At 66.7% G+C, this 23,139-nt stretch carries 14 protein-coding genes; 7 read left to right on the forward strand and 7 right to left on the reverse strand.

Going from position 1 to position 23,139, the window contains the following annotated elements; genetic code table 11:
* The 3 genes from acs to LGN19_RS29975 form a co-directional block, all read left to right on the forward strand.
* Positions 1–1,403 (forward strand): acetate--CoA ligase (acs, locus tag LGN19_RS29965; protein ID WP_226218774.1); only part of this gene is annotated, 1,403 nt, incomplete at its 5' end.
* 183 nt (positions 1,404–1,586) lie between these two features.
* Positions 1,587–2,657 (forward strand): porin, encoded by a 1,071-nt coding sequence (locus tag LGN19_RS29970; RefSeq protein WP_226218776.1) that lies wholly within the window; start codon positions 1,587–1,589, stop codon positions 2,655–2,657.
* A 212-nt stretch (positions 2,658–2,869) separates the two neighbouring features.
* A complete protein-coding gene (locus tag LGN19_RS29975) occupies positions 2,870–4,276 on the forward strand; it encodes a methyl-accepting chemotaxis protein (RefSeq protein WP_226218944.1) in 1,407 nt (468 codons plus the stop codon).
* An 18-nt stretch (positions 4,277–4,294) separates the two neighbouring features.
* Here the strand turns inward: LGN19_RS29975 and LGN19_RS39845 are convergent, their stop codons facing one another.
* Positions 4,295–4,507, reverse strand: coding sequence for a hypothetical protein (locus tag LGN19_RS39845; protein WP_226218778.1), 213 nt, complete (start codon positions 4,505–4,507; stop codon positions 4,295–4,297).
* Positions 4,413–4,781 carry a hypothetical protein gene (locus tag LGN19_RS29985; protein WP_226218962.1) on the reverse strand — a complete coding sequence of 123 codons (369 nt, stop codon included), beginning with the start codon at positions 4,779–4,781 and terminating at the stop codon, positions 4,413–4,415. The genes LGN19_RS39845 and LGN19_RS29985 overlap by 95 nt, the downstream gene beginning before the upstream one ends.
* A gap of 162 nt (positions 4,782–4,943) precedes the next feature.
* Between LGN19_RS29985 and LGN19_RS29990 the strand changes: the two genes are divergently transcribed.
* Complete coding sequence (locus LGN19_RS29990; RefSeq protein ID WP_226218780.1) at positions 4,944–6,158, forward strand: MFS transporter; 1,215 nt, start codon at positions 4,944–4,946, stop codon at positions 6,156–6,158.
* 347 nt (positions 6,159–6,505) lie between these two features.
* Here the strand turns inward: LGN19_RS29990 and LGN19_RS29995 are convergent, their stop codons facing one another.
* The 3 genes from LGN19_RS29995 to LGN19_RS30005 form a co-directional block, all read right to left on the reverse strand.
* Positions 6,506–6,955: a hypothetical protein gene (locus LGN19_RS29995; RefSeq protein ID WP_226218781.1), complete on the reverse strand. Its 450-nt coding sequence runs from the start codon at positions 6,953–6,955 to the stop codon at positions 6,506–6,508.
* A gap of 409 nt (positions 6,956–7,364) precedes the next feature.
* Positions 7,365–9,776 carry a penicillin-binding protein 1C gene (pbpC, locus tag LGN19_RS30000; protein ID WP_226218782.1) on the reverse strand — a complete coding sequence of 804 codons (2,412 nt, stop codon included), beginning with the start codon at positions 9,774–9,776 and terminating at the stop codon, positions 7,365–7,367.
* A 54-nt stretch (positions 9,777–9,830) separates the two neighbouring features.
* On the reverse strand, positions 9,831–15,842 hold the full coding sequence (locus tag LGN19_RS30005) for an MG2 domain-containing protein (protein ID WP_226218783.1): 6,012 nt from the start codon (positions 15,840–15,842) through the stop codon (positions 9,831–9,833).
* A 300-nt stretch (positions 15,843–16,142) separates the two neighbouring features.
* Here LGN19_RS30005 and LGN19_RS30010 point away from each other — a divergent pair, with 300 nt between their 5' ends.
* Positions 16,143–17,396: a lipoprotein-releasing ABC transporter permease subunit gene (locus LGN19_RS30010; RefSeq protein WP_226218784.1), complete on the forward strand. Its 1,254-nt coding sequence runs from the start codon at positions 16,143–16,145 to the stop codon at positions 17,394–17,396.
* 39 nt (positions 17,397–17,435) lie between these two features.
* Here LGN19_RS30010 and LGN19_RS30015 read toward each other — a convergent pair whose 3' ends face one another.
* Positions 17,436–18,248 carry a hypothetical protein gene (locus LGN19_RS30015; RefSeq protein WP_226218786.1) on the reverse strand — a complete coding sequence of 271 codons (813 nt, stop codon included), beginning with the start codon at positions 18,246–18,248 and terminating at the stop codon, positions 17,436–17,438.
* Positions 18,249–18,832: 584 nt separating this feature from the next.
* Between LGN19_RS30015 and LGN19_RS30020 the strand changes: the two genes are divergently transcribed.
* Positions 18,833–20,797: a Xaa-Pro dipeptidyl-peptidase gene (locus LGN19_RS30020; RefSeq protein WP_122947925.1), complete on the forward strand. Its 1,965-nt coding sequence runs from the start codon at positions 18,833–18,835 to the stop codon at positions 20,795–20,797.
* Positions 20,798–21,024: 227 nt separating this feature from the next.
* Here the strand turns inward: LGN19_RS30020 and LGN19_RS30025 are convergent, their stop codons facing one another.
* Complete coding sequence (locus tag LGN19_RS30025) at positions 21,025–22,287, reverse strand: Zn-dependent hydrolase (protein WP_226218787.1); 1,263 nt, start codon at positions 22,285–22,287, stop codon at positions 21,025–21,027.
* A gap of 470 nt (positions 22,288–22,757) precedes the next feature.
* On the opposite strand from LGN19_RS30025, the gene LGN19_RS30030 reads away from it, so the two are divergent.
* A complete protein-coding gene (locus tag LGN19_RS30030) occupies positions 22,758–23,126 on the forward strand; it encodes an NUDIX domain-containing protein (RefSeq protein WP_226218789.1) in 369 nt (122 codons plus the stop codon).
* The last annotated feature ends 13 nt before the right edge of the window (positions 23,127–23,139 follow it).

Genomic DNA, 23,139 nt, shown 5'->3' on the forward strand with positions numbered 1-23,139 from the left:
AGCAGGCGCGCGGCGGCAAGACGCTGCCGCTGAAGAGCATCGCGGACGAAGCGATCGCGCTGGGCGGCTGCGAGGCCGTGAAGAGCGTGATCGTCTATCGCCGCACCGGCGGCAAGGTCGACTGGCATGCCGAGCGCGACCTGTGGATGCACGAACTGACGGCCGGCGAATCCGACCAGTGCGAGCCGGAATGGGTCGGCGCCGAGCATCCGCTGTTCATCCTGTATACGTCGGGCTCGACCGGCAAGCCGAAGGGCGTGCAGCACAGCACGGGCGGCTACCTGCTGTGGGCCGCGCAGACGATGAAGTGGACCTTCGACTGGAAACCCGCCGACGTGTTCTGGTGCACGGCCGACATCGGCTGGGTGACCGGCCACACGTACATCACGTACGGCCCGCTCGCATGCGGCGGCACGCAGGTCGTGTTCGAAGGCGTGCCGACCTACCCGGACGCCGGCCGCTTCTGGAAGATGATCGGCGACCACAAGGTCACCGTGTTCTACACCGCGCCGACCGCGATCCGCTCGCTGATCAAGGCGGCCGAAGCTGACGACAAGGTGCATCCGAAGAGCTACGACCTGTCGAGCCTGCGCATCATCGGCACCGTCGGCGAGCCGATCAATCCGGAAGCGTGGATGTGGTATCACAAGCACGTCGGCCAGGAGCGCTGCCCGATCGTCGATACGTGGTGGCAGACCGAGACGGGCGGCCACATGATCACGCCGCTGCCGGGCGCGACGCCGACCGTGCCCGGTTCGTGCACGCTGCCGCTGCCGGGCATCATGGCTGCGGTGGTCGACGAAACCGGCCAGGACGTGCCGAACGGTCAGGGCGGCATTCTCGTCGTCAAGCGTCCGTGGCCCGCGATGATCCGCACGATCTGGGGCGACCCGGAGCGCTTCAAGAAGAGCTACTACCCCGAGGAACTCGGCGGCACGCTGTATCTCGCCGGCGACGGCACCGTGCGCGACAAGGACACCGGCTACTTCACGATCATGGGCCGGATCGACGACGTGCTGAACGTGTCGGGCCACCGGCTCGGCACGATGGAGATCGAATCGGCGCTGGTGTCGCACGAACTCGTGGCCGAGGCGGCCGTGGTCGGCCGTCCGGACGATACGACGGGCGAGGCGGTGGTGGCATTCGTGGTGCTGAAGCGTTCGCGTCCGGAAGGCGAGGAAGCGGCGGCGCTGGCGAAGACGCTGCGCGACTGGGTCGGCAAGCAGATCGGGCCGATCGCGAAGCCGAAGGACATCCGCTTCGGCGACAACCTGCCGAAGACGCGCTCGGGCAAGATCATGCGGCGCCTGCTGCGTTCGCTCGCGAAGGGCGAAGCGATCACCCAGGACACGTCCACGCTCGAGAATCCGGCCATCCTCGAACAGTTGAACCGCTCGATGTAATACCACCCGCCGCGGCGGGCAATCCGCCTCGCCGCGGCGCCGGAGCGCGGCCGTATCCGGCCCGCGACAAGCATCGCCGTGCGTTCCCCGACGGCACGGCATGCATGCGGCTCGAATCGATTCCGTCGCCGCATATTTAATTAGTTATACGTATTACAACACTCAACAAAACGGAGACAGACGATGAACCGAATGACACGGATGATTTGCGCGGCACTGCTGGGCGCAGCGGCAAGCACGAGCAGCTTCGCTCAGAGCAGCATCACGCTGTACGGCGACCTCGACGCCGCATTGCTTTATACGAGCCGATCGCTCGACTCGGCAACCGGTGGCAACGCCGGACGCCAGTTCGCGCTGACCGACACCGGCATGACGCCGACCAATTTCGGCATGACGGGTACCGAAGATCTCGGCGGCGGGTTGCATGCGAGATTCAAGCTGGAAAGCGGCTTCAACATCACGGACGGCGCGTTCGGCCATTCGAACGGCAACTTCTTCGGTCGCCAGGCGTGGGTCGGAATCGACGGCGGATTCGGCGAGACGAAGGTCGGCCTGCAGTTCTCGCCATTCGTGCTCGCAGTGCTCGGATCGGATCCCCGCAATATCTCGCACTTCGGCGCCGCGCTGATCCCTTACGTCGACAACGTGCTCGTCACGGGCCTCTTCAACCCGAATGCGATTTCGTACACGAGCCCGACGATCGCCGGGCTGACAGGCAGCGCGATGTTCGGATTCGGCGGAAAAGCCGGGGATTTCCAGGCGGGACGCCAGTATTCCGGCAGCCTCACCTATACGAATGGCGCATTCATGCTCAACGCGGCGCTCTACGACGGCAACGGCGGCACGTCGCCGACACCGGTTCCGAGCACGGTCGCATTCGTCGGCCGCACGATCGGCGCCGCCTACACATTCGGGCCTGTGACCGGCAAGGCGTCGTTCACGAGCTACAAGGTCGCCGGCTCGTTCAGCAACAACGTGTATAGCGCCGGGCTCGACTATCGCGTCACGCCGGCCCTCGACCTGAACACCGGCGCGTGGTACACGACCGACCGCAACGATTCGCACAATCATTCGCTGCTTGCCGCGATCGGCGCCGACTACAGCCTGTCGAAGCGAACCGGCCTGTATGCGCAGGTCGGTGTCGTCAACAACCACGGCGCGATGAATACGGGCCTCGGCATAACGGGCGGCGCGCTGTTCGGATTGCCGGGCACGACGGTCGGCGTCAATGCCGGCATCCACCACGTATTCTGACGCTGCCTGCGGACGGACGGACGGCCGGCACACGGTCGTCCCCGCACGCCGCGAGCACGGGGAGCGACGTGCTGCGCCCGGCGTCGCTCCGACAATCCAGCCTCGATGTTTACCCGACCTCAAGTCTGCGGCCGCGCTGCCGTCAAGTCAGGAGCGCACGCCCACTATCCGCCAGGAACCGGGCGGGTGCGCCCACAAGGAGACCCAGCAACGTGAACCTTTTCGGAATCGGTCGCGGCCGCCGTTCATCACGCGCACTCGTCGGCGACATAGCCGAGCAGGCCGGCAGGCTCGGCATCGAGATCTGCGATGTGTCGGGGCACGTCGAGGAAGTCGCCGCCCGCGTCGCCCGGCAGGCGGAGGTCTGCCATACGCTGCGCGAATCGGCGGCCCTTACGTTGCGCGGCAACCACCGGATCGCCGAGGCCGCGCAGCAGGTGCGCAACGTCAGCGCCAACGCATCGAGCGCGGTCCGGCAGTCGCAGCAGACGATCGAGGCATCGCTCGCGGACATTCACGTCCTCGTCGAGGGCGTCACCGCGATCAGCAGCCAGATGGGGGCACTACGCGACGCGCTCGATCACGTGCGGGCCGTGTCCGAGGAGATCTCCGTCATCGCTCGCCAGACCCACCTGCTCGCGCTGAACGCCGCGATCGAGGCCGCGCGCGCTGGCGAGTCGGGCCGCAGCTTCGCCGTCGTCGCAGCCGAGGTCAAGAACCTGTCCGCCAAGACCGGGCAGGCCACGGCCCAGATCGAAACGACCCTTGCGCGCCTCGCCGAGCAGACCGAACACCTGATCGCGGACGGAACCGACAACGCCGCGCGCGCACACCGCGTACGCGAGGGCACGCGCACGATCGGCGAAGTCGTGCACGCGACCGGGCACGCGATCACCGAGCTCGCCGGCGAAGCCGAACAGATCGCGTCGCTGACGGACGAGATCGAGACGCAGTGCCACCGCCTCGACGAACAGGTGGGCGAGATGGCGTCCGGTGTCGAAAGCTCGAGCGACAACTTCTCACAGGCCAAGGATCGCCTCGGCAATCTGCTCTCCGTCTCCGAGACACTCATCGAACTCACGGCCGCGACCGGCATCGAGTCGCCCGACACGCGCCTGATCGAAACCGCACGGAACACCGCCGCCGCGATCAGCAAGCTCTTCGAGGAGGCGGTCAGCCGCGGCGACATCGCGCTCGACGCGCTCTTCGACGCGCACTACGAGCCGATTCCCGGCACCGACCCGCAGCAGTTCGTGACGCGCTTCACGGCCTTCACCGATCGCGTGCTGCCGGCCATCCAGGAGCCGGTGCTCGGTATCGACGAGCGCATCGTCTATTGCGCCAGCTTCGACAGACAGTGCTACCTGCCTACCCACAACCGGAAATTCTCGCTGCCCCAGCGCGCAGACGCCACCTGGAACGCGGCGAATTGCCGGAACCGCCGGATCTACACCGACCGGACGGCGCGCACCTCCGTGTCGCACACCAAGCCGTTCCTGCTGCAGACCTATCGACGCGACATGGGCAATGGTCAATTCGCGCTGATGAAGGACGTTTCCGCGCCGATCGTCGTCGGCGGACGACCATGGGGGGTCCTGAGGATCGGCTACAGCGTCTGAAGCGGCGCGGGTGGGCCGCTACTGCGCCAACCCCACCGCGAGCGGCCGCTGATCGCTACGCCCGTGATCGTCGACCACCCGCACCGCATAACTTCCAGCCGTCCTCGGCTGCCAGAACAGCACATCGCCCGGCCTGCTACGCGCGACAAACGCATCGTTGACGAACCAGTACGACGTATGCGCGCTCGCATCGAGCCGTCGCGTTGAACGCGATGCGCGACTCCTCCGCACGCTTCACCCGCATCGCATACGTACTCCCGCGCAGTGGCGACGTGATGCGCTGCGGGTCGCCTTCGACCTGCCCTGCGTCGCGGCAGTCCGCGTGCTGCGGCGGCCGTCGCACGGCATCGCGGGCAAAAATATGAGCGGTAGCAACATCGGAATGATTCAGGCAGGTAGTTGATCGCGTTTCGAAACCATCCAACGTAATCTCGATCGACTTCCAGTTTCCGGGCCGAAGCTCATCAGCAACGACCGGAACTGTGCAGAAGAAAATCGGCTTCACTGTACATTTCATCCCCCTTCTGCCTAAAACACAATGCCCGTCAGGCTCAGGATCATGGAATCCGGACGGGCCGTATGCATGCCAACCGTGGGTACAAGACGATCAAAGAAATCCGGCCCGCTCAACGCATCAAGGCGGCGATAAAAACTGGATGCCAACTCGATGAAACCATCCGCTGACCAGCTTCCGTCTTCGCTCGCCGCTGCCACGTTTATTCCATTCCTCATCGCGAGCATCGCGCTTGCCGCCGCCTACGGCGCCAGCTTTCTCCTCTCCGAGCATTTGCGTCAGAGCGGCCTCGATTCGTCGATGGCCGGCGCCGTGATCTCGACCGGCATCCTGACCATGATCGTCAGCTCTCTTGTCGCCGGATGGGTAGCACAACGAATCGGGTTGATGTCGACCATCGTGGCGGCCGCTGCCGTCATGGCTCTTTCCATGCTCGCGTTCAGCCTGGCAGCGCACGACTTGAGGATCGCATTCATCGGCGGCCTGCTTCTGGGAATGGGATGGTCGGCTTTTTATATCCTCGCGCCACTTCAAATCATTCATCACCTCAGGCCCTCCGCGCGGATCAAATACCTGACCTTGCTCTCGGGTGGTCAAATGGTCGGGCTGGGTCTCGCGTCACCGATCGGCCATTTCGTCGCCAGCCGCTCCGGGTCGTATTCGATCGTCTACGCAGGCCTGGCGTGTCTTTGCGTGATTGCCGCCATCGCATTTTCGATTGTCCGAAAACGGGCGGAACGCCTCCCCCACCCGCCCGCAGATGCAACCGGCCTGACGGCCGCGCGGGTTGCCGAGATACTGCGCCATGTCACCCGGCTGCCGATCATCATGATCGGACTCGCCGCATGCGCCTTTTCCGCGTTGTCGAATTTCCAGGCGATCTATGCGGAGTCGCGACACCTGTCGCCCGATCTCTTTTTCGTGACATTCACGTTGACGACCGTCTTCTGCCGATTCACGCTGGCACAGACGATCAGCCGATTGCCGGTCCGAAAGCTCGCCTTCACGCTGTTCGCCATGACGCTCGTGGCGCTGGTCCTCTTCGTGTCCAATCCGGGCAGTGAAATCCTGTATGTGATCGGCTCGTTCATCTTCGCGATCGGCTACGGACTCAGCTACTCCACCTTGAACGGCATGGCGGTCAATCTCGCCAGCGAAAAGGGATTGTCCGCATCAGCATGCTCGCAAGTCTTCACGATCGCCTACTTCACGGGCCTGTTCGGATTTCCGTACGTAGCAGGCATATTGGTGACCCACGGCGGCGTGAACTGGATGATCGTCGCAACGATCGCCGTCGTCGTCATCAACTTGCTGATGCTCACTCACACGAGCCTTCGCCGCGAAAGCGCGCAGATTGCGGCACGCTGACCGCGAACGCGCGATACGGATACAGATACGGCGCCTACTGCTCCACCCCGACCGCCAGCGGCCGCTGATCGCTACGCCCGTGATACGGGTCGGACGAGCACGGGCGCACGCGGCTGATCGTGATCCAGGAGTTGAAGGAGGCTGCAGGCGAAGGCGGATGATGGGTGATGGAGGGCTGCCCGTGCGCCGCTGTGACTGGAATCGGGAAAGAGGACTGGAGAGGGATGCGGGGATTTCCGTGGAGGTCGCCTGACGCCCCGAAGCAGTCCGCCGGCATTGCCGGCGACGGCCACTCGCCACGAGGTCGTCAGGCAGGTACGCCTGCCCTGCTGTCGCCAGCAAGCAATTCAGGTGTCGTAGTCGCCGCTGTCCCACGGCTCGAAGAAAGCCATATAGTTGCCTGGCTCCATGATGTATAGCGCCGCGTCGTCATCCTCGTCCCTGTCATCCGCCACGAGCCCAAACGTGACGCCGAAACGTTCGACAGAGAAAGGGGCGATCTCGATGCGGCCGTACTGCACTTCGCCAAGCTCGGCCAGATACCGTTCGAAGCAGGCATCGCGTGCCGTCAGATCCATGGCAGCACGCGGACCAAAGGCTTCGATTCGAGCCTCCTGAAAGGTGCCTCCGGCATCAAACAGATAAAGCGCGACATATTCCGCGCCCGGTCGGTTCGAGATTTCGGGTACAAACGGCGTAGTCAAAAAGAACTGGCTGCCGCTAACGGTTCGGCCGACGTACTTCGCGTCGAACTCGTCATGATTGATTGCGATGCGCTCCGGCGGTGTGGCCGTCATGATGAAAATTCCTGTTGCGGGTTACGAATGGCTCAGACTGCACGATACGCCCCAACCGCATCGTGCGGACACGCTTCCGATATTGCCGACAACGGCGGACGATGACGTCCGACGCTCTCGTCAGCGATGGTCGGCAATCTACGCGCTGATGTCGAGCGACTGATTGCGGCCCAACACCGCACACTCAGTCGAACATGTGACCCGTTCCCGCGCCCGACTCAGCCGGGCACCGACTCCGTCAACCACTCGCGCGCGCTCGCCGTGCATTGCGACGGCCGCTAAAAGGTGGGGAATTGACCACACCCTTCTATCGCTTCGAATCGGGCATGCGACATCCCGGGAAAGCCATAAAGCACAAAAAAGTAGACGCAACCACCCGACAACAACCCAGGCGACAGGCGCGCAACGCCTACTGCTCCAACCCCACCGCCAGCGGCCGCTGATCGCTACGCCCGTGATCGTCGACCACCCGCACCGTATAACTGCCAGCCGTCCGCGGTTGCCAGAACAGCGCATCGCCCGGCGCACTGCGCCCGACAAACGCATCGTTGACGAACCAGTACAGCGCATGCGCGCTCGCATCGGCTGTCGCGTTGAACGCGATGCGCGTCTCCTCCGTACTCCTCACGCGCATCGCATACGTACTGCCGCGCAGCGGCGACGTAATGCGCGGCGGGTCACCTTCGACCTGCCCCGCGTCGCGGCAGTCCGCGCTTTGCGGCGGCCGCCGGCGCGGAATACCGGCCTGTGCGAACACCTGCTGCAGATCCGACGGCCAGAACTCGAAGATCTCCGTATGCGTGCGCTTGCCGTCGTACGGCGGGCACGCGGCCTTCCCCGTCGCATCGTCGATCACGACCGGCCGGTGCACGGTGCTGACACGAATCGGCGACGTGCCCGGAATGAACCACGTCCAGCCCTGCTGCGGACACCACTCGTTCGGCAAATCGCCGCTCGCGAGGCAGATCCGCACGCGCTTCAGCTTCGGCGGCACCGCGCGCGACGGCTCGACGAGCGTGCGCTCGGCATTCAGCGCATCGACGACCTGGAAGAACAGCGGCGCGGCTGCGTCGACGCCGACGAACGCCGTATTGGTCGAATTGTCGAAATTGCCGACCCACACGACCAGCACGTACGGGCCGAACACGCCGGCCGTCCACGCATCGCGGAACGACCATGACGTACCGGTCTTCCAGTAGACGGGCACGCTCGACGGCTGCGCGCCGCTCGTCTCGTCGGGGCGCAGGTGCTGACGCAGCATGTCCATCGTCATGTAGCTCGCCTCGGCGCTGAGCAGGCGCCGGCCCGGCAAAGCCGGTTCATCCGCGCGCAGCCGCAGCGGCCGGAACTCGCCGCGATTCGCGAGCATCGCGTAGAGCGCCGCAAGATCCTGCATCGTCACTTCGCCGCCGCCGAGCACGAGCGCGAGCCCGTAGTGCTGCGCGCTTGCGAGCCGGCGCACGCCGGCTTCCTGCAGGAACCCGTACAGATCGGGCGACTTGAGCTGCGACGCGACCCACACGGCCGGCACGTTGCGGCTGCGGTTCAGCGCATCGGTCGCGGTGATCGGCCCAAGGAAGTGGCCGTCGAAATTCTCCGGCGCATACGGGCCGAACGCGATCGGCACGTCGCGCAACACGGTCTGCGGGTGCAGCACGCCCTGGTCGAAGCCGAGCGCATAGATGAACGGCTTGAGTGTCGAGCCCGGCGAACGCCGCGCGAGCGTGCCGTTCACCTGCCCGTCGATCGTGCGGTCGAAGAAGTTCGCGGAGCCGACGAGCGCCTTCACGCCCATGTCGCGCGTATCGACGAGGATCGCCGCCGCGTTGCGTACGCCGCGCGTGTCGTTGCGCGCGACATAGCGTGCGATCTGCCGTTCGAGCGTGCGCTGCAGGTCGAGATCGAGCGTCGTCACGAGCCGCGTGCCGGCGTCGCTATCGTCCGCCGCGCCGCCCGAGGTCGTGCGCCACGCGCCGCGTGCGGCGAGCGCCTGGTCGACCGCGTGCGGCGCGTCGAACGGCAGCGCGGACAGCGGCCGCATCGCCAGCGGCAACGCGAACAGCGGCTTGAGCGACGCATCGCCCGGATGCTTCGTCAGCCAGCGCGCATACAGCCGGTTGCGCGACGCAGCCAGCGCGCGGTTGATCTCGTCCTGCCCGCCGCGCACGCGCCGCGCCGGGTCCTGCGGAATCACCGCGAGCGCGAGCGCCTCGGGCAGCGTCAGCGCGTCGGGCATCCGGTCGAAATAGACGACGCTCGCGGTGCCCGCGCCTTCGACGTTGCGTCCGTACGGCGCATCGTTCAGATACGCTTCGAGAATCTGTCGTTTCGAATAGAAGAGTTCGAGCTGCACCGCGCGCGCAACCTGCTCGAGCTTGCCGGCCGGCGTGCGCGTGTTCAGCCGCCACAGCGAGCGCGCGAGCTGCATCGTCAGCGTCGAGCCACCCTGCGGATTGCCGCCGCGCACGTACGTGATCCACGCGCCGCGCGCGAGCCCGTACGGGTTGAAACCGGGATGCCACCAGAACCAGCGGTCCTCGTGCAGCATCACGGCTTCGACGAGCTGCGGCGACATCCGGTCGAGCGGCACCCACAGCCGGTAGCGGTCGTCCTTGGCGAGCGTCAGACGCAGCAACCGGCCCTGCGCGTCCGTCACCGCGACCGACGACGGCTTCCAGTCGCGCAGCGGCGGATGCGGCCACAGCCGGCACGCGGCCAGCGCACCGAACACGAGCAGCGCGCCGACGATCCAGTTCTGCCAGCGATGCAGCCAGCGGCCGGCGCCGTGCAGCACGCGCCGGAGCACGGAAGCGTCAGCCACGCGCGGGCGCTCCTCGCGTCCGGCGCAGCCTGTAACGACGTTGCAGCCTCATCGTCATCGCACGCGCTCCACCGTCAGCGTCGTGCCGCCGGGCGCCTGCGCCTGCACGCGGCGGTCGTACATCGACTCACCGTATGCCGGCGGTGCGACGAAGCGGCCCGCGTTGCTCGCCTTGATCCGGTAGACGAACTCACGCACGTCGGTCGTCGCGGTGCCGTAGATCACCACGCGATCCTCACGCACGTCCGCGAATTGCGGCTGCCACGTCGAACCCTTCACGCCGATCGGGGAACGCCACGGTGCATCGGCCACTGGCGCCGACGCGCCGCCATCGCCGTTGCCGTTGCCGTTGCCGTCACCGTCCTGCGTGTCGGTGACAGGCGGCGGCGCGATCACCGGATCGAAGCCGCCCGGCAGCAGATCGACGATCGCGACGTTGCCGACGTTCGCCGAGCCCGTCGCGCGGATCTTCACGTGCACGTCGATCTCCTGGCCGAGCGTGATCTTGTCGAGCGGCTTGCCGTCCGTGTCGGTGTAGTCGCGCACGATCTCCAGCCCGTTCTTGATCGCCTTCGTCGACGTGCCGCGGTCGTAGCCCGACTGGCTCGCGACCCACCATGCGGGCAGCGTGCTGCCGTTCACGAAGTCGACACGCGATGCACCGCCCGACCACGTACCCGAGCGCACGAGGTTCGCCTGGATCGACGACACGTCCTTCGGTGCGGCACCCGCGCGCACCTCGTCGATCGAGAGCTGGTCGAGCTGGCCCGCGCTCGACGCCGCATACGCATCGAGCGCGAGGATCGTCATCGCCGACGACAGCGTGTTGAAGCGGTTGTCGACGAGCGGCGCGGCGAGGTTGTCCATCGCGCGCGGCGACAGCTTGCGCACGCGTTCCGGGAAGTGCTTCGCGATCAGGTACAGCACGCTCGCGTCGCGCGTCAGCGGATCGAGGTAGTAGCCCGTCACGTAACCGCCATCGGACGCGCGCTTGCGCTCGAGCAGCGCCTGCGGGCCCGCGATCAGTGCCGCGGCTTCCTTGTCCTGCTTCAGCAACTGATACGACGCGGCGAGCCACGCGGCCGCGAGATCGTTCTTCCAGTCGTTCGGATACGCATCCTGCAGCCGCTTCTGCACGGCCGCGAGGCTGTTGGTCGTCACGTTGCCCTGACGCGTCAGCAGATACACCGCGTACGCACGCTGCCGCAGCAGGTCGAGCGAGCCGAGCGAATCGTTCGCCGCGAGCTTCTGCAGATACTGGTTGCCCGCGTCGAGCATGTCCTTCGGCACGGCGATACCTCGCTCGCGCGCGTCGAGCAGCACGTGCATCGCGTATGCGGACACGAACGGGTCGGCATCGGGCGTCGCGCTCCACAGGCCGAACCCGCCCTGCGCATTCTGCCGGCTGCGCAGCACGCCGAGGAACTGCGTGATCGCAGCCGCGTTCGTCGTATCGGCACCGGAGTCGGTCGCATGCATCGCGCTCGTCAGCGCACGCACCGACAGCCACTTCGCCGCGAACACGCGCGGCACGGCCGCGCTCACCATCTGCTCGCTGCAGTAGTGCTCGAAGTTCACGAGATACGACGACAGCCCTTCGGACAGCACGAGCGGCGCAGTCGAGATGCTCGCGTCGCGCGACGCATACGCGTCGTACATCGAGCGCAGGTTCGGCACGTTCGCCTTCTTGCCCGGATCGACGCGTGCGATATCGAGCTGCGTGCGGAACGCGGCGGCCGGCCGCACCGACACGTCGACGCGCTGCTGCGCGCCCTTCGCGCCGTAGCGCGCGCCGAACGACAGCGCGCCCGAGCCGAGCGTATCGGTCGCCTTCACGCGGAACATCGCAACGCCCTCGTGCTGCGGCGCGAGCGCGACGTTCTGCGTGGCCGGCCCGATCACCTGCAACTGCGGGCCCGTCTTCAGCGTGACCGCGACCGGCACTGGCTGGCTGCCGACGCCCGTCAGGTTGTTCGCGACACCGACGCTGACATCGGCCTCGTCGCCCGGCGCGAGCGTCGTCGGCACGTTCGGCGACAGCACGAAATCGCCGCGCACCGTCGTCGCGCCTTCGAATGTGCCAACCAGGTCCGGCGACACCGACACGGCCATCACGCGCAGCTTGCCGTTGAAATAGTCGGGCACGGTGTAGCTCAGGCGGGTGTCGCCGTTCACGTCGACGATCCCCGACCAGTAGACGACCGGCTTGTCGCGCTTGCGCTTGAACGGGTTCAACTGGCGGCCGATCCCATCGTCGGCGTCACCACCCGGCGCGGCCATCGCCATCAGCTTCTCGAAGTCCGGCAGGATCAGGTCGAGGATCTGCGACGTGCCGACTTCGAGCATCCGCTTGCGGAAGAAGAACTTCAGCGGATCGCCGAGCTTGTAGCGCGCGACCTGCAGGATGCCCTCGTCGACCGCGAACACGACGACCTTCGCGGGCTTCGCCGAATGCACGGTGAAATTCACCGTGTCGCCGGGCTTCACGAGCGCCGGCGCATCGACCGACACCGCGTTGCGGCGCGCGTCGAGGTTCACCGAGAACGGCACGACACCGTAGCTCAGCGGGCTCATGAAGATTTCATCGGACGACGGATCGCGGATGGTCTGCACGTTGATGTAGCCGTTGCCCTCGAAGCCGGCCGGCACCGTGATGTGCTGGATCGAGCTCGTCGTGTCCGCATGGAACCACGCGTGCGCATACACCTTGTCGCGCTCGATCGTGATCAGGCCGCTGCCCGCGTAAGGCGCGCGGATCGCAATCTCGACCTGCTCGCCCGGCTTGAAGTCGTGCTTCGCCAGGCTCACCTGCAGTTCCGCGTTGCGGTCGAGCGAGCGCGTGACGTTCGCATCGCCCGTCACCGAATACTCGATCCGGTTCACCGCGGCGCCGTCCGCGTTGCGGATCACGAGCGCGTAGCTGCCCGGCTTGTCGGTGCGCAGCGTGAAGTCGAGCCCGGCTGCCGGAATCGTCAGCGGCTTCTCGTCGACCGGCACTTCCTTCAGCCGCGAATCGTATTTGTACGCGCCGGAATCCTGCTTGGTCAGCACCGACACATAGCGCTCCTCGACGAGCTGCGCACGCAGGTCCTTCACGTCGATCGCCTTCGCGTTCGGATCGATCGCGACGAGCCGCACGGTGCGCGGGCTGCCGCGCTTCACGTAGCCGAGATCGTCGACCGACTTGTAGCCGACGAGCCAGTCGTTGTTCGACACGAGTGTCTGCGCGTTCGCGGCGACGTTGCGCCCGCCTTCCGCTTCATAGGCCTTCGCCTGGAAGTAGAGCTGGTAGGTCGCGTCCGCGTACTTGTCGAGATCGAGATCGAACTCGGCATGGCCCTTGTCGTCGGTCGTGCCGTCCTGCAGCGTCGTCGTATAGCCCTCCTTCGCGCGACGTGCGTCGAAGAAGCGATAGCCCTGCCAGCTGCGGAACGACGGCCACACCGGGCGCAGCGTCAGCGTCGCCGCGACGCGGCGCTTCTCCGCCGGCGTGCCGAACAGGTTCTGCGCATCGACGACACCCTTCAGCCCCTTCGGCTTCACCCACCCTTCGACGACCTGCTGCGACAGCTTCGCGTCGACCTTCATCCGGTCGGGCAGGAACTCCTTCACCTGCACCGTCGTGCTGCCGATCGGCTCCGCACCGGGCTGGCCGTCCTTGACGATATACAGGTTGACCGTCCACGTGCCGGTCGGCGCCGTTTCGGCCGTCGTATAGCCGAGCTCGGTGAAGCCGGTCGCATCGACCGTCACCGGCTTGCGCTCGACGGTGATCCCGCGCGGGTCGACGATCTCCGCCTGCAGCGGCACGCCGGCCGGGCTGCGCGCCCAGCTCGCCGCGCGCACGATCAGGCCGATGTGGAACGGATCGCCAGGGCGATACAGCCCGCGATCCGAGAACAGGTACGCGGACAGTTGCCCCTGGCCGGTCGCATTGCGCTCGCCGTCGACGTCGAAACGCGAGAAATCGAGCTGGCGATCGCGGCCGGCCACCGGCAGGAACGACAGGTCGGTGTCCTTCTTCACGACATACAGCTGCGGCCGCTTCTCGCGGTCGAGCCCCTTGAACGCGGGGAAATGCACGATGCCGTCGGCGCCGGTCGTCTGCGTGAACAGCGCCTGGCCGTTCACCGCGAGCACCGACACGGTTGCGCCCGCAACCGGGCGGCCGTTGCGGATCGACTGCACGAACACGTCCTGGCTGCCGTCCAGTGCCTTTTTGACCAGCATCCCGAGATCGGTCACGACGATCAGGCGCGTGTCGCCGAGCGCGTTGTCGCTGTCGTCGCCGTTGCCGTTGCTGTCGCTCGAATCGGCGTTGTCGGACTGATCCTGGCTGCCGTCGGACGACGCATCGCTGTCCTTCGCGTCGTCGGCCTTTTTCTTCTCGGCGGCCGGGTCGTACTTCGTCAGGTGCAGCAGGAACACGCCGCGCTTGCCGCCCTTCAGGTACTGGCCGAGATCGATGCCTTCGTAGTGCGCCTTGCCGGGTTCGCCGGCCGGGAACGCGCGCGTCTGCACGAAGCGCTCGACGATGTGATCCTCGCTGAACGAATACGACAGCTCGGGACGCGCGTACGTGCCGTTGTTGAAGCTCACGAGATGCTGGAGCTGGTCGGGCAGCACGCGGCCGATCTCGACCTTCATCCCCGGCAGGTTGCGCGACACGACCGACAGCCGCTTGCTGCCGCTCATCGACAGCAGCGAACCGTCGGCCATGAAGCGCAGCAGCTTCGGATAGTCGGGCACCGTGAACGCGGTCGTCACCGGCTCGGCGAGCAGGTAGCCGCCCGCCGATTTCAGGTCGCCCGCGAAACGCACGACGATGCGATCGCCCGGCGTCGCGTGGTACTTGAAGCTTTGCAGCGTCGCGTAGTCGTTCTCGGTCGGCACCGCGTCGAGCGGCAGCGGCTTCGACTGCTTCAGCACCGCATCGCTGATGTCGGCCACGTTCCATTCGTACGGCGGCTCGTCGTCCGACTGATCGACGCCCGGCTTACGCTTCGGCAGCACCCACGCCTTGGCACGCGCGGCCAGGTCGGCGCTGCGCACACCGTCCGACGCTTCCGCGACGAGCACCTGCTCGGGCTCGTAGCGCTCGTTGTCGACGAGCGTCGGCGCGATGTTCGCGATCGACAGGCTGTAGAGCCCCGGCACGTTGACCGACGCGTGCAGCGCGTCCGGCGTGCCGTTGCCGCCGCGCGCACTCTTCACGCCCTTGTCGACGTCGAGTCGTGCCACCAGCGGATCGCGCGGAATCTCGAGCGGCTGCGAGTAGACCCACGCGCTCGTCTTCATCTTGTCGTAGTTGACCGTGTAGCGCAGCGGCGTTGAATTCTTGCCGTCGCGACCGACCAGCACGAGGCCGATGCGCTTCTCGAACTCGGCCGGATCGACCGGGTAGTTGAAGTGCAACTGCAGCAGCGCCTGCTTCTCCGCCGGATTGTCGGGGTTCTGGTAGAACTCGTTGTTGCCGAATGTCGCGGCGAACGCCGGCAGATCGAAGGCGAAACGATCGTCGCGCATCGTCACCTGCGGCGCGAACACCCGGTGCACCGCGAAACGCACCTCGACGTGCGCGCCGACCGGCCAGTCGGCCGCCGGCGTGAAGCGCAGCGTCTTGTCGTCGACCCACTCCCATGCGCCCTTCAGCGCGGGCGTCATCTCGATGCCGTCGCCGGCCGGCTTGCCGACCTGTTCGATCGGCGCCGCCGATTGCGCGAACACGACTTCGAGCGGATGCACGGTGATCTTCGGCTTGTCGGTTTCGTCCACCTCATAGGTGGTGATCGCCGGCGCCTTCACGGTGAAGCTGACGGTTTCGGGCTCGGGAGGCTTCGGGCGGTGCTTGAACCAGTACCCGCCGTAGCCGAGCGCGGCCGCGAGCAGCACGAGGCCGCCGGCATGCCACGGGCGGCGGCGCACGGCCGCGGCGGTGATGCCCATCCACGCGGGCGCCGTCCACGACACGTTGCCGACCAGCGGCCGCAGCGCGCAGCCGAGCAGCCACCAGACGAAGCCCGCCACGCGAACGGGCAGGAGCAGCAGAAAGCGCAGCAAATCCATTGTTATTTCCTTGTCAAGGACATGCTGCCTGCACGGCAACCTTCCCCGAATCGTTATGGGTCTTGTGACGGCGCGGCCCGGTTGCGCCGTAAATACTTGGTATGTTCGACCGGATGCTGGGCGCCATTATCGATCAGACCCGAAACGATGGAAATATCGGTGTGCCGGCGCGCAACGCTGCCGGATAACCGGCCGGTCGGGTGGATTTCGGCTCGCCGGCGCAACCGCTGCGCGTGGTCGCGCCGCGTTCGCTAGAATGCGCGGCTTGGCATGATTCGAATCGAAATGAAAGGAAACCGCTTGAAACTCCCGTTCGAATGGCAGATCGGGCTGCGCTATGCGCGCGGCGGCCGGCGCTCGGCCGGCGACGGCTTCGTGTCGTTCATTGCCGGCGCCGCGATGGCCGGCATCGCGCTCGGGGTCGCCGCGCTGATCGTCGTGCTGTCGGTGATGAACGGATTCCGGACCGAAGTGCGCGACCGGATGCTGTCGGTGCTCGCGCACGTGGAAATCTTCTCGCCGACGGGCGCGATGCCCGACTGGCGGCTCACCGCGCACGAATCGCTGCAGAATCCGGCGGTGCGCGCCGTCGCGCCCTATGTCGATGCGCAGGCGCTGCTGACGAACGCGGGCAGCGTGACGGGCGTCGCGCTGCGCGGCATCGATCCCGTGCTGGAGCCGCGCGTGTCCGAGATTGCGCGCAAGCTGAAGACCGGGCGGCTCGACGCGCTCGTACCGGGCGAGATGGGGATCGTGCTCGGCTCGGCGCTGGCCGACGCGCTGCACGTGAAGATCGGCGACCGCATCACGTTCTTCGCGCCCGGCAACACCGCGCGCATCGGCGACGCGCTGCCGCAGTTCCGGCAGTTCAACGTGGTCGGCACGTTCGAGTCGGGCCACTACCAGTACGACAGCGCGCTCGCATACATCCATCTCCGCGACGCGCAGACGCTGTTCAACGTGCGCGCGCCCACCGGCATCCGGCTGCGCCTCGATGACCTGCAGCGCGCGCCGGACATTGCTCTGGAACTGTCGCACACGCTGTCGGGCGAGCTTTATATCCGCGACTGGACGCGGCAGAACCGCACGTGGTTCGAAGCCGAGCGGCTGCAAAAGCGCATGCTGTCGCTGATCCTGATGCTGATCGTCGCGGTCGCCGCGTTCAACCTCGTGTCGTCGCTCGTGATGACCGTCACGCAGAAGCAGGGCGACATCGCGATCCTGCGCACGCTCGGCGCGCCGCCCGGGTCGGTCATGAAGATCTTCGCGATCCAGGGGATGACGATCGGCCTCGCCGGCACGCTGGCGGGCGTCGCGCTCGGCTGCGCGATCGCGGTGAGCATCCCGTGGGTGCTGCCGGCGATCGAGCAGCTGCTCGGCATCCGCTTCCTGACGCCGTCCGTGTACTTCCTCAGCTCGCTGCCGTCGAAGCTGGCGGCGACCGACGTGATCGAGATCGCCGCGGCCGCGTTCCTGATGTCGTGCGTCGCGACGCTCTACCCGAGCTGGCGTGCCGCGCGGGTACGGCCGGCCGAGGCGCTGCGCGACGAATAGGCGCGCGGTGTCAGGTGTCCGGCTCGGCGAAGCGTGCCGTCATGCGATCTCGTGGAAACCGATGGTGTTGCGGCCGTTCAGGATGTCCTCGAATGCGGCCCCGAAGCCGACGTCGATCAGGCCCGCGCGCCTGCCGTAGGTCTTCTGCCCCGCATCGTCGACGAAGATCGCCGCGCCCGACGACAATTGACGGTCGGTATCCAGCAGCGCGAGCGTGCCGCGCGCGCTGCCGGCCGACTGCTCGAACGTCAGCGGCGTGCCGTCCTGCGTGGTGAAATGCCCGCCGATCTCTTCGAACTTCTGGTTGCGCGCGACGGACGTATTGATTTCCTTCATGAAGAGGAAGTCCGCGTCGGCGCGCTGGCTGGCCACTTGGCGATCGGCGTCCGTGAACGTCTCGCCCACGGCGGCCGCGCCCTGCTCGGCGAAGTCGACGGCCTGCTGGTGAAACTCGCGCGTCGCGAGCACGAGGCCCGCGTTCGCGTTCAGCGTCGCCTCCACCCACGCGCGATCGCTTTCCGTCATCGTCTTCGACACGACCTCGATCCGGCCGTTGCCGGTCTTGAAGTCGAACTGCGCGTCGGCCAGATCCGGGCGCTTCGCGATGATCTCGTGCAGGCTCGTCGCAAGCTGGCTGGTGACGCCGCGCAGCTTCGTCGACAGATCGCCCAGCATCGACATCTGTTTCATTCGCGCCGCGTGCATCGCGTCCTGATCCAGCGCGCGGATGGTGATCGGCGTGTCCTGCGGTTGCCCGGCCACCGCGCCCGTCTGCTGGCGCCCGTCGAGCGCCGCTTCCTGCGCCATCTGCACGAGCGAAAGGCCGCTCGCTGCCGTGACTGACATCGTCATGCCCTCTCTCCTTTCAATCCGTTTTTTACCGTTTACGGAAATATTTCGCGGAAATTTAGACCGATCTCATGTCGATCGCCGGGCACCGCTAGAAACTTTGTTTGATTCAAACTAAAAAAGTTTGACACCTAGATTTCACTGAGATAAGTTTGGCGCAAGCTTCCGGAAAGCATTCCGGCCAGCCCCGCCGACGCCAGTCGCGCTGTCCTGCCGTTGCAGCACCGCCGTTCGCACCATCCCCGCCTCATCGCATCGTGCCGTTCCGTTTCGTCTGAAACCTGAAGGAAGATCGGGCATGCCCGCATTTGATTCGCACTCCTGCATTCATTCCGCGCAGCCGGCCTCGCATCGATCAGGCGGCCCGAATCAGCCGCCGCACTGACGCTTTTCGGTCGGGGCGATGCCGTCGCCCCGACTGCCCGCCGGGTTGCGCGACGCGCGTCGACACCGGCCGTGACACCCGGGCCTCGCGCCCGGCGCTTTCGAAGGTGCCGTTCCGTTTCATCCGATGCAGCACCCGGCCGGGCCGCAGGGGGCATATCGCGGGCCGTCCGGTTCCAGACAATCACAACAAGAGGTCAGCAATGGACATTCATCGAACCGGATTGCGTCGCGCGTGGCTTCCCGCGCTCGTTGCAGCCGCGACGCTCGCCGCGTGCGGCGGCGACGACGGCGGCAGCGTGGCGGGCGTTTCCGCGCTCGCACAGGGCCAACAGGAGGGGGCCGCCGCATCGGCGGCCGACAAGCAGTCGCTGGCATCGCGCATCTCGCCGTCCGGCGTGCCATACGCCAACCCGGCAAGCGGCGGCCGCTACCGGCCCGTGATCGCGAACGGCCAGGTGCAGCCATCGCTGTCGGGCGGCACGATCGAGGAGAACGCGTGGGTCGACACGCCGGTCGATTCCGACGGCGACGGCACGCGCGACCGCATCCACGTGCGCATCGTGCGCCCCACCGAAACCGCGAACGGCGCACGCACGCCCGTCATCGTGCTCGCGAGCCCGTACTACGCGGGCCTCGCCGACAGCCCCGACCACAACGTCGACGTCGAACTCGACGGCACGCCGCATCCGGCCGCCAATGCGGCAACGGCAGCCACGGCAGCCACCGGCGCCTCCGCACGCATCATGGCCGCCGCACCGCAGGTGCGGATGCTGCAGCAGGTCGAAGCGGCCGCCGCCGGGCGCTCGTGGATCGAGGGCTACTTCATCCCGCGTGGCTTCACGATCGTCTATGCGGATTCGCTCGGCACCGCCGGCTCGGACGGCTGCCCGACGATCCTCACGCGCGACGAATCGGTTGCGATGGCATCGGTGATCCGCTGGCTCGGCCGCGACGCGACCGCAAAGGACGCGAACGGCAAGACGGTCGTCGCGAACTGGTCGACGGGCCACGTCGGCATGTACGGCGTGTCGTACGACGGCACGCTGCCGAAGATGGTCGCGAGCCTGCGCACGCGCGGGCTCGACGCGATCGTGCCGGTCGCCGGGCTGACGAACATGTACGGCTACTACCGCTCGGGCGGGCTCGTGCGTGCGCCGGAAGGCTATCAGGGCGAAGACGTCGACGTGTACATCAAGGCGCTGCTGACGAACGCGCATCCGGAGCGCTGCACGCACCTGATCGATGAAGCGTTGCAGCAGGAAGACCGCAAGACCGGCGACTATTCGCCGTTCTGGGCCGCGCGCGACATCCCGACCGCGTTCGCGGTCGCGCCGGCGCTCGTCGCGCAGGGGCTGACCGACGACAACGTGCGCGTCGACCAGTCGACGGCGTGGCATCTCGCGATGCGGCGCCAGGGCGTGCCGACGCAGCTGTGGCTGCATCGCCTGAAGCACACCGACCCGACCCGCGTGCCGGCGATGGCCGATGCGTGGACCGCGGAAGTGAACCGCTGGTTCACGCGCTACCTGATCGGTTTCGACAACGGTGTCGAACGCGATCCGCGCGCGGTGATCGAGCAGGCGGACGGCACGCTGCTGAAGGAAGCGGACTGGGCCGCCCGCCACGCCACGCCGGTCACGTATTTCGCGGGCGGCGACGGCGCGGGCACCGGCACGCTGCTGCGGCTGCCGAGCGGCGGCCCGCTCGCGCGCTTCACCGACGATGCGCGCATTACCGCGCTCACGCTGGCGAACACGCCGACGGGCGAGAACCGCAGCCGGTTCGAATCCGCGCCGCTCACGGCCGCGACACGCCTTTCCGGCGCCGCGACCGCACGCGTCAGGCTGACCTTCTCGGCGGTGGCCAACGTGACGGCCCTGCTGGTCGACCGCGCGCCGGACGGTACGGCCACGATCGTCACGCGTGCGTGGACGGATCCGCGCAACCGGTTCTCCGAGTGGCGCTCGGAGCCCGTGCTGCCGGGGATGCCGTACGACCTGAAGCTGACGTTCATGCCGCGTGACTACAAGCTGGAAGCCGGCCACCGGCTGGGGCTCGTCGTGCTGTCCAGCGACAACGAGGCCACGCTGCGGCCGACGCCGGGCACGGGCCTGACGCTCGATCCGGCCGGCACGTCGGTAACGGTGCCGCTCGTGTCGTCGTGACCTGAAGCAAGTGATGCGCATGCGGTCGGGAACGACCGCATGCGCAACATCGATTGTCTGTCGGCGTGCTTCACGGGCAGCGGAACGTCGTCATCCCGTGAACACGCCGTCTGCAAAATCGCTGATTCACACGTGCAAGTCGTGCACCGCGCGCGGATCGGCAACCGGCATGCCCCGGTTGCGCCAGGGCCGCGGCAAGCGGCAAGCGCGACGGGCCCGATCGACGCTCAGTGCGCCGCCAGGCGCCTGAGCACGACATCCAGCAGGACCTTCGCGCCGTCGACGAGCTGGTCGTCGTCGGTATGCTCGCGCGGGTTGTGGCTGATCCCGCCACGACTCGGCACGAAGATCATCGCCGCAGGCGCGATGCGCGCGATCATTTGCGCGTCGTGGCCGGCACCCGACGTCATGCGCCGGTTCGAGAATCCCATCCGTGCGGCCGACGCCTCGATCTCCTCGGCAAGCCCCGCATCGAACACGACCGGTTCGAACCGGACCAGACGTTCGGTCGTGATCCTGACACCCTCCTCCGCCGCCACCTTGTCGAGATAGTCGGCCAGACGCTGCTCCGCGTCCTGCAGGCGCAGCTCGTCCGGATCGCGAAGATCCACGGTGAACACGGCCTTGCGCGGAATCACGTTGATGACGTTCGGCTCGATGCGCAGCATGCCGATCGTCGCGAGCGTCGTGCCGCTCGCCACCGCCAGCTCGCGCAGGAAAGTCGCGATCGCCGCCGCCGCCCAGCCTGCGTCATGCCGCAGATGCGTCGGCGTCGTGCCGGCATGGTTCGCATTCCCCTGCACGGTGACCTGTTGCCATGAAATGCCCTGCAGGCTCTCGACCACGCCGATGCGAATCCGCTCGGCCTCGAGGATCGGCCCCTGTTCGATGTGCAGTTCGAGGTATTCGTGCGGCACGATCGCGCCGGGTTCGAGATCGCCGGCATAGCCGATCCGCGCGAGTTCGTCGCCCAGGCGCGTGCCGTCGATGCCGACCGTGTCCAGCGCCGCGTCGACCGGCATGCCGCCGGCATGGACGAGCGAGCCCATCATGTCCGGCTGGTACCGAATGCCCTCTTCGTTGGTAAAGGCGCCGATCGTGATCGAGCGGCGCGGCTTGAGCCCGGCGTCGCGAAACGCGCGCACGACGGCGAGGCCGGCCAGCACGCCATAGCACCCGTCGAGTGCGCCGGCGTTTTTCACGGTGTCGATATGCGAACCCATCATCAGCGGGCGCTCGCTGCCGTCGTCGGTTGCCGAACGCAACGTGCCGAAAATGTTGCCGATGCGGTCGATCCGGACGTCGAGATCCAGTTCGCGCATCCATTCGACGACGAGATCACGGCCGACCCGCTCGTCGTCCGTCAGCGCGATACGGGTCCGGCCGCCTGCGTCGGGATCGGCACCGACTTCGCCGAGCCGTCTCAGTTGGTCGAGAAGCAGCGCTCCATCCAGCTCGAGCGCGGGCTGCGGTACGACAGGGGTATGCATCGATCGTCTCCATGTGCGGCACGCATCCAGCCAGTTGCCGGACGTGATGGAGTGAAATGTTATTTCAGGTGGATCGATATTTCGGCTCTCAATTGGCCATCTGGGCGCAACTTTTTTTCATCTTCGCGCGCCGGTTCCGTACAAATACGTGCCGACTTCAGGTTCGACGCACGGAAGCAGCCGGATCTGCCGCACGAGCCGCCGTCACAGCGGCATGCGCACCGGCTGCCCCGTGACATGCCGTGGCGCGTCGTCGGGAAACTGCCGCACCATCGGACGCCTGATCCGGCCGGCCAGTCGGTGACGGTGCCGCTGGCTTCATCGTCCACGGATGCGTCGTCCCTCGCCGGCTTCCCGCGCAACGGCACGGCCGCCCCCGCCTACGCGCCGGTCGGCGCCGGCGGGGGCGCGCTGCACGAAGGGAACACCTGCGATAGGCTGCGAGAGTCGCATGCCAACGGTGAACCCACATGATCCCCATCAGCGCCAAAGCCATCGTCCGCGACGGCCGCTCGGTCCTGTTCCTGCGCAATCCGCGCGACGAATGGGAGTTGCCGGGCGGCTGGCCCGAAGCAGGCGAATCGCTCGAAGAAACCGTCACGCGCGAAGTGCAGGAGGAATGCGGGATCGTCGCATCGACGATCCGCTACGTGGCAAGCCGTTCGTGCGAGGTCGTGCCAGGCAAGCGCGTGCTCATCGTGTGCTTCCAGTGCCAGGTCGATCGTCATGAAATCGTCCTGAGCGACGAGCACAACCAGTTCGCGTGGATCGACCTCGATGCCAACAAGCCGGCGAACCTGCCGGCGTTCTATTGGGAATTCTGCAAGCAGGCAGCCTGATGCGCAGCCTGCT

Origin of the sequence: Burkholderia sp. AU30198 (assembly GCF_020419825.1) — a bacterium.
Classification (GTDB): Bacteria; Pseudomonadota; Gammaproteobacteria; order Burkholderiales; family Burkholderiaceae; genus Burkholderia.

Bases quoted from the DNA above. Each gene is read 5' to 3' on its own strand.
- LGN19_RS29970 (WP_226218776.1), top strand. From the start codon at position 1,587: ATGAACCGAATGACACGGATGATTTGCGCGGCACTGCTGGGCGCAGCG.
- LGN19_RS29990 (WP_226218780.1), top strand. From the start codon at position 4,944: ATGAAACCATCCGCTGACCAGCTTCCGTCTTCGCTCGCCGCTGCCACG.
- LGN19_RS29995 (WP_226218781.1), bottom strand. From the start codon at position 6,955: ATGACGGCCACACCGCCGGAGCGCATCGCAATCAATCATGACGAGTTC.
- LGN19_RS30005 (WP_226218783.1), bottom strand. From the start codon at position 15,842: ATGGATTTGCTGCGCTTTCTGCTGCTCCTGCCCGTTCGCGTGGCGGGC.
- LGN19_RS30015 (WP_226218786.1), bottom strand. From the start codon at position 18,248: ATGACGATGTCAGTCACGGCAGCGAGCGGCCTTTCGCTCGTGCAGATG.
- LGN19_RS30020 (WP_122947925.1), top strand. From the start codon at position 18,833: ATGGACATTCATCGAACCGGATTGCGTCGCGCGTGGCTTCCCGCGCTC.
- LGN19_RS30025 (WP_226218787.1), bottom strand. From the start codon at position 22,287: ATGCATACCCCTGTCGTACCGCAGCCCGCGCTCGAGCTGGATGGAGCG.
- LGN19_RS30030 (WP_226218789.1), top strand. From the start codon at position 22,758: ATGATCCCCATCAGCGCCAAAGCCATCGTCCGCGACGGCCGCTCGGTC.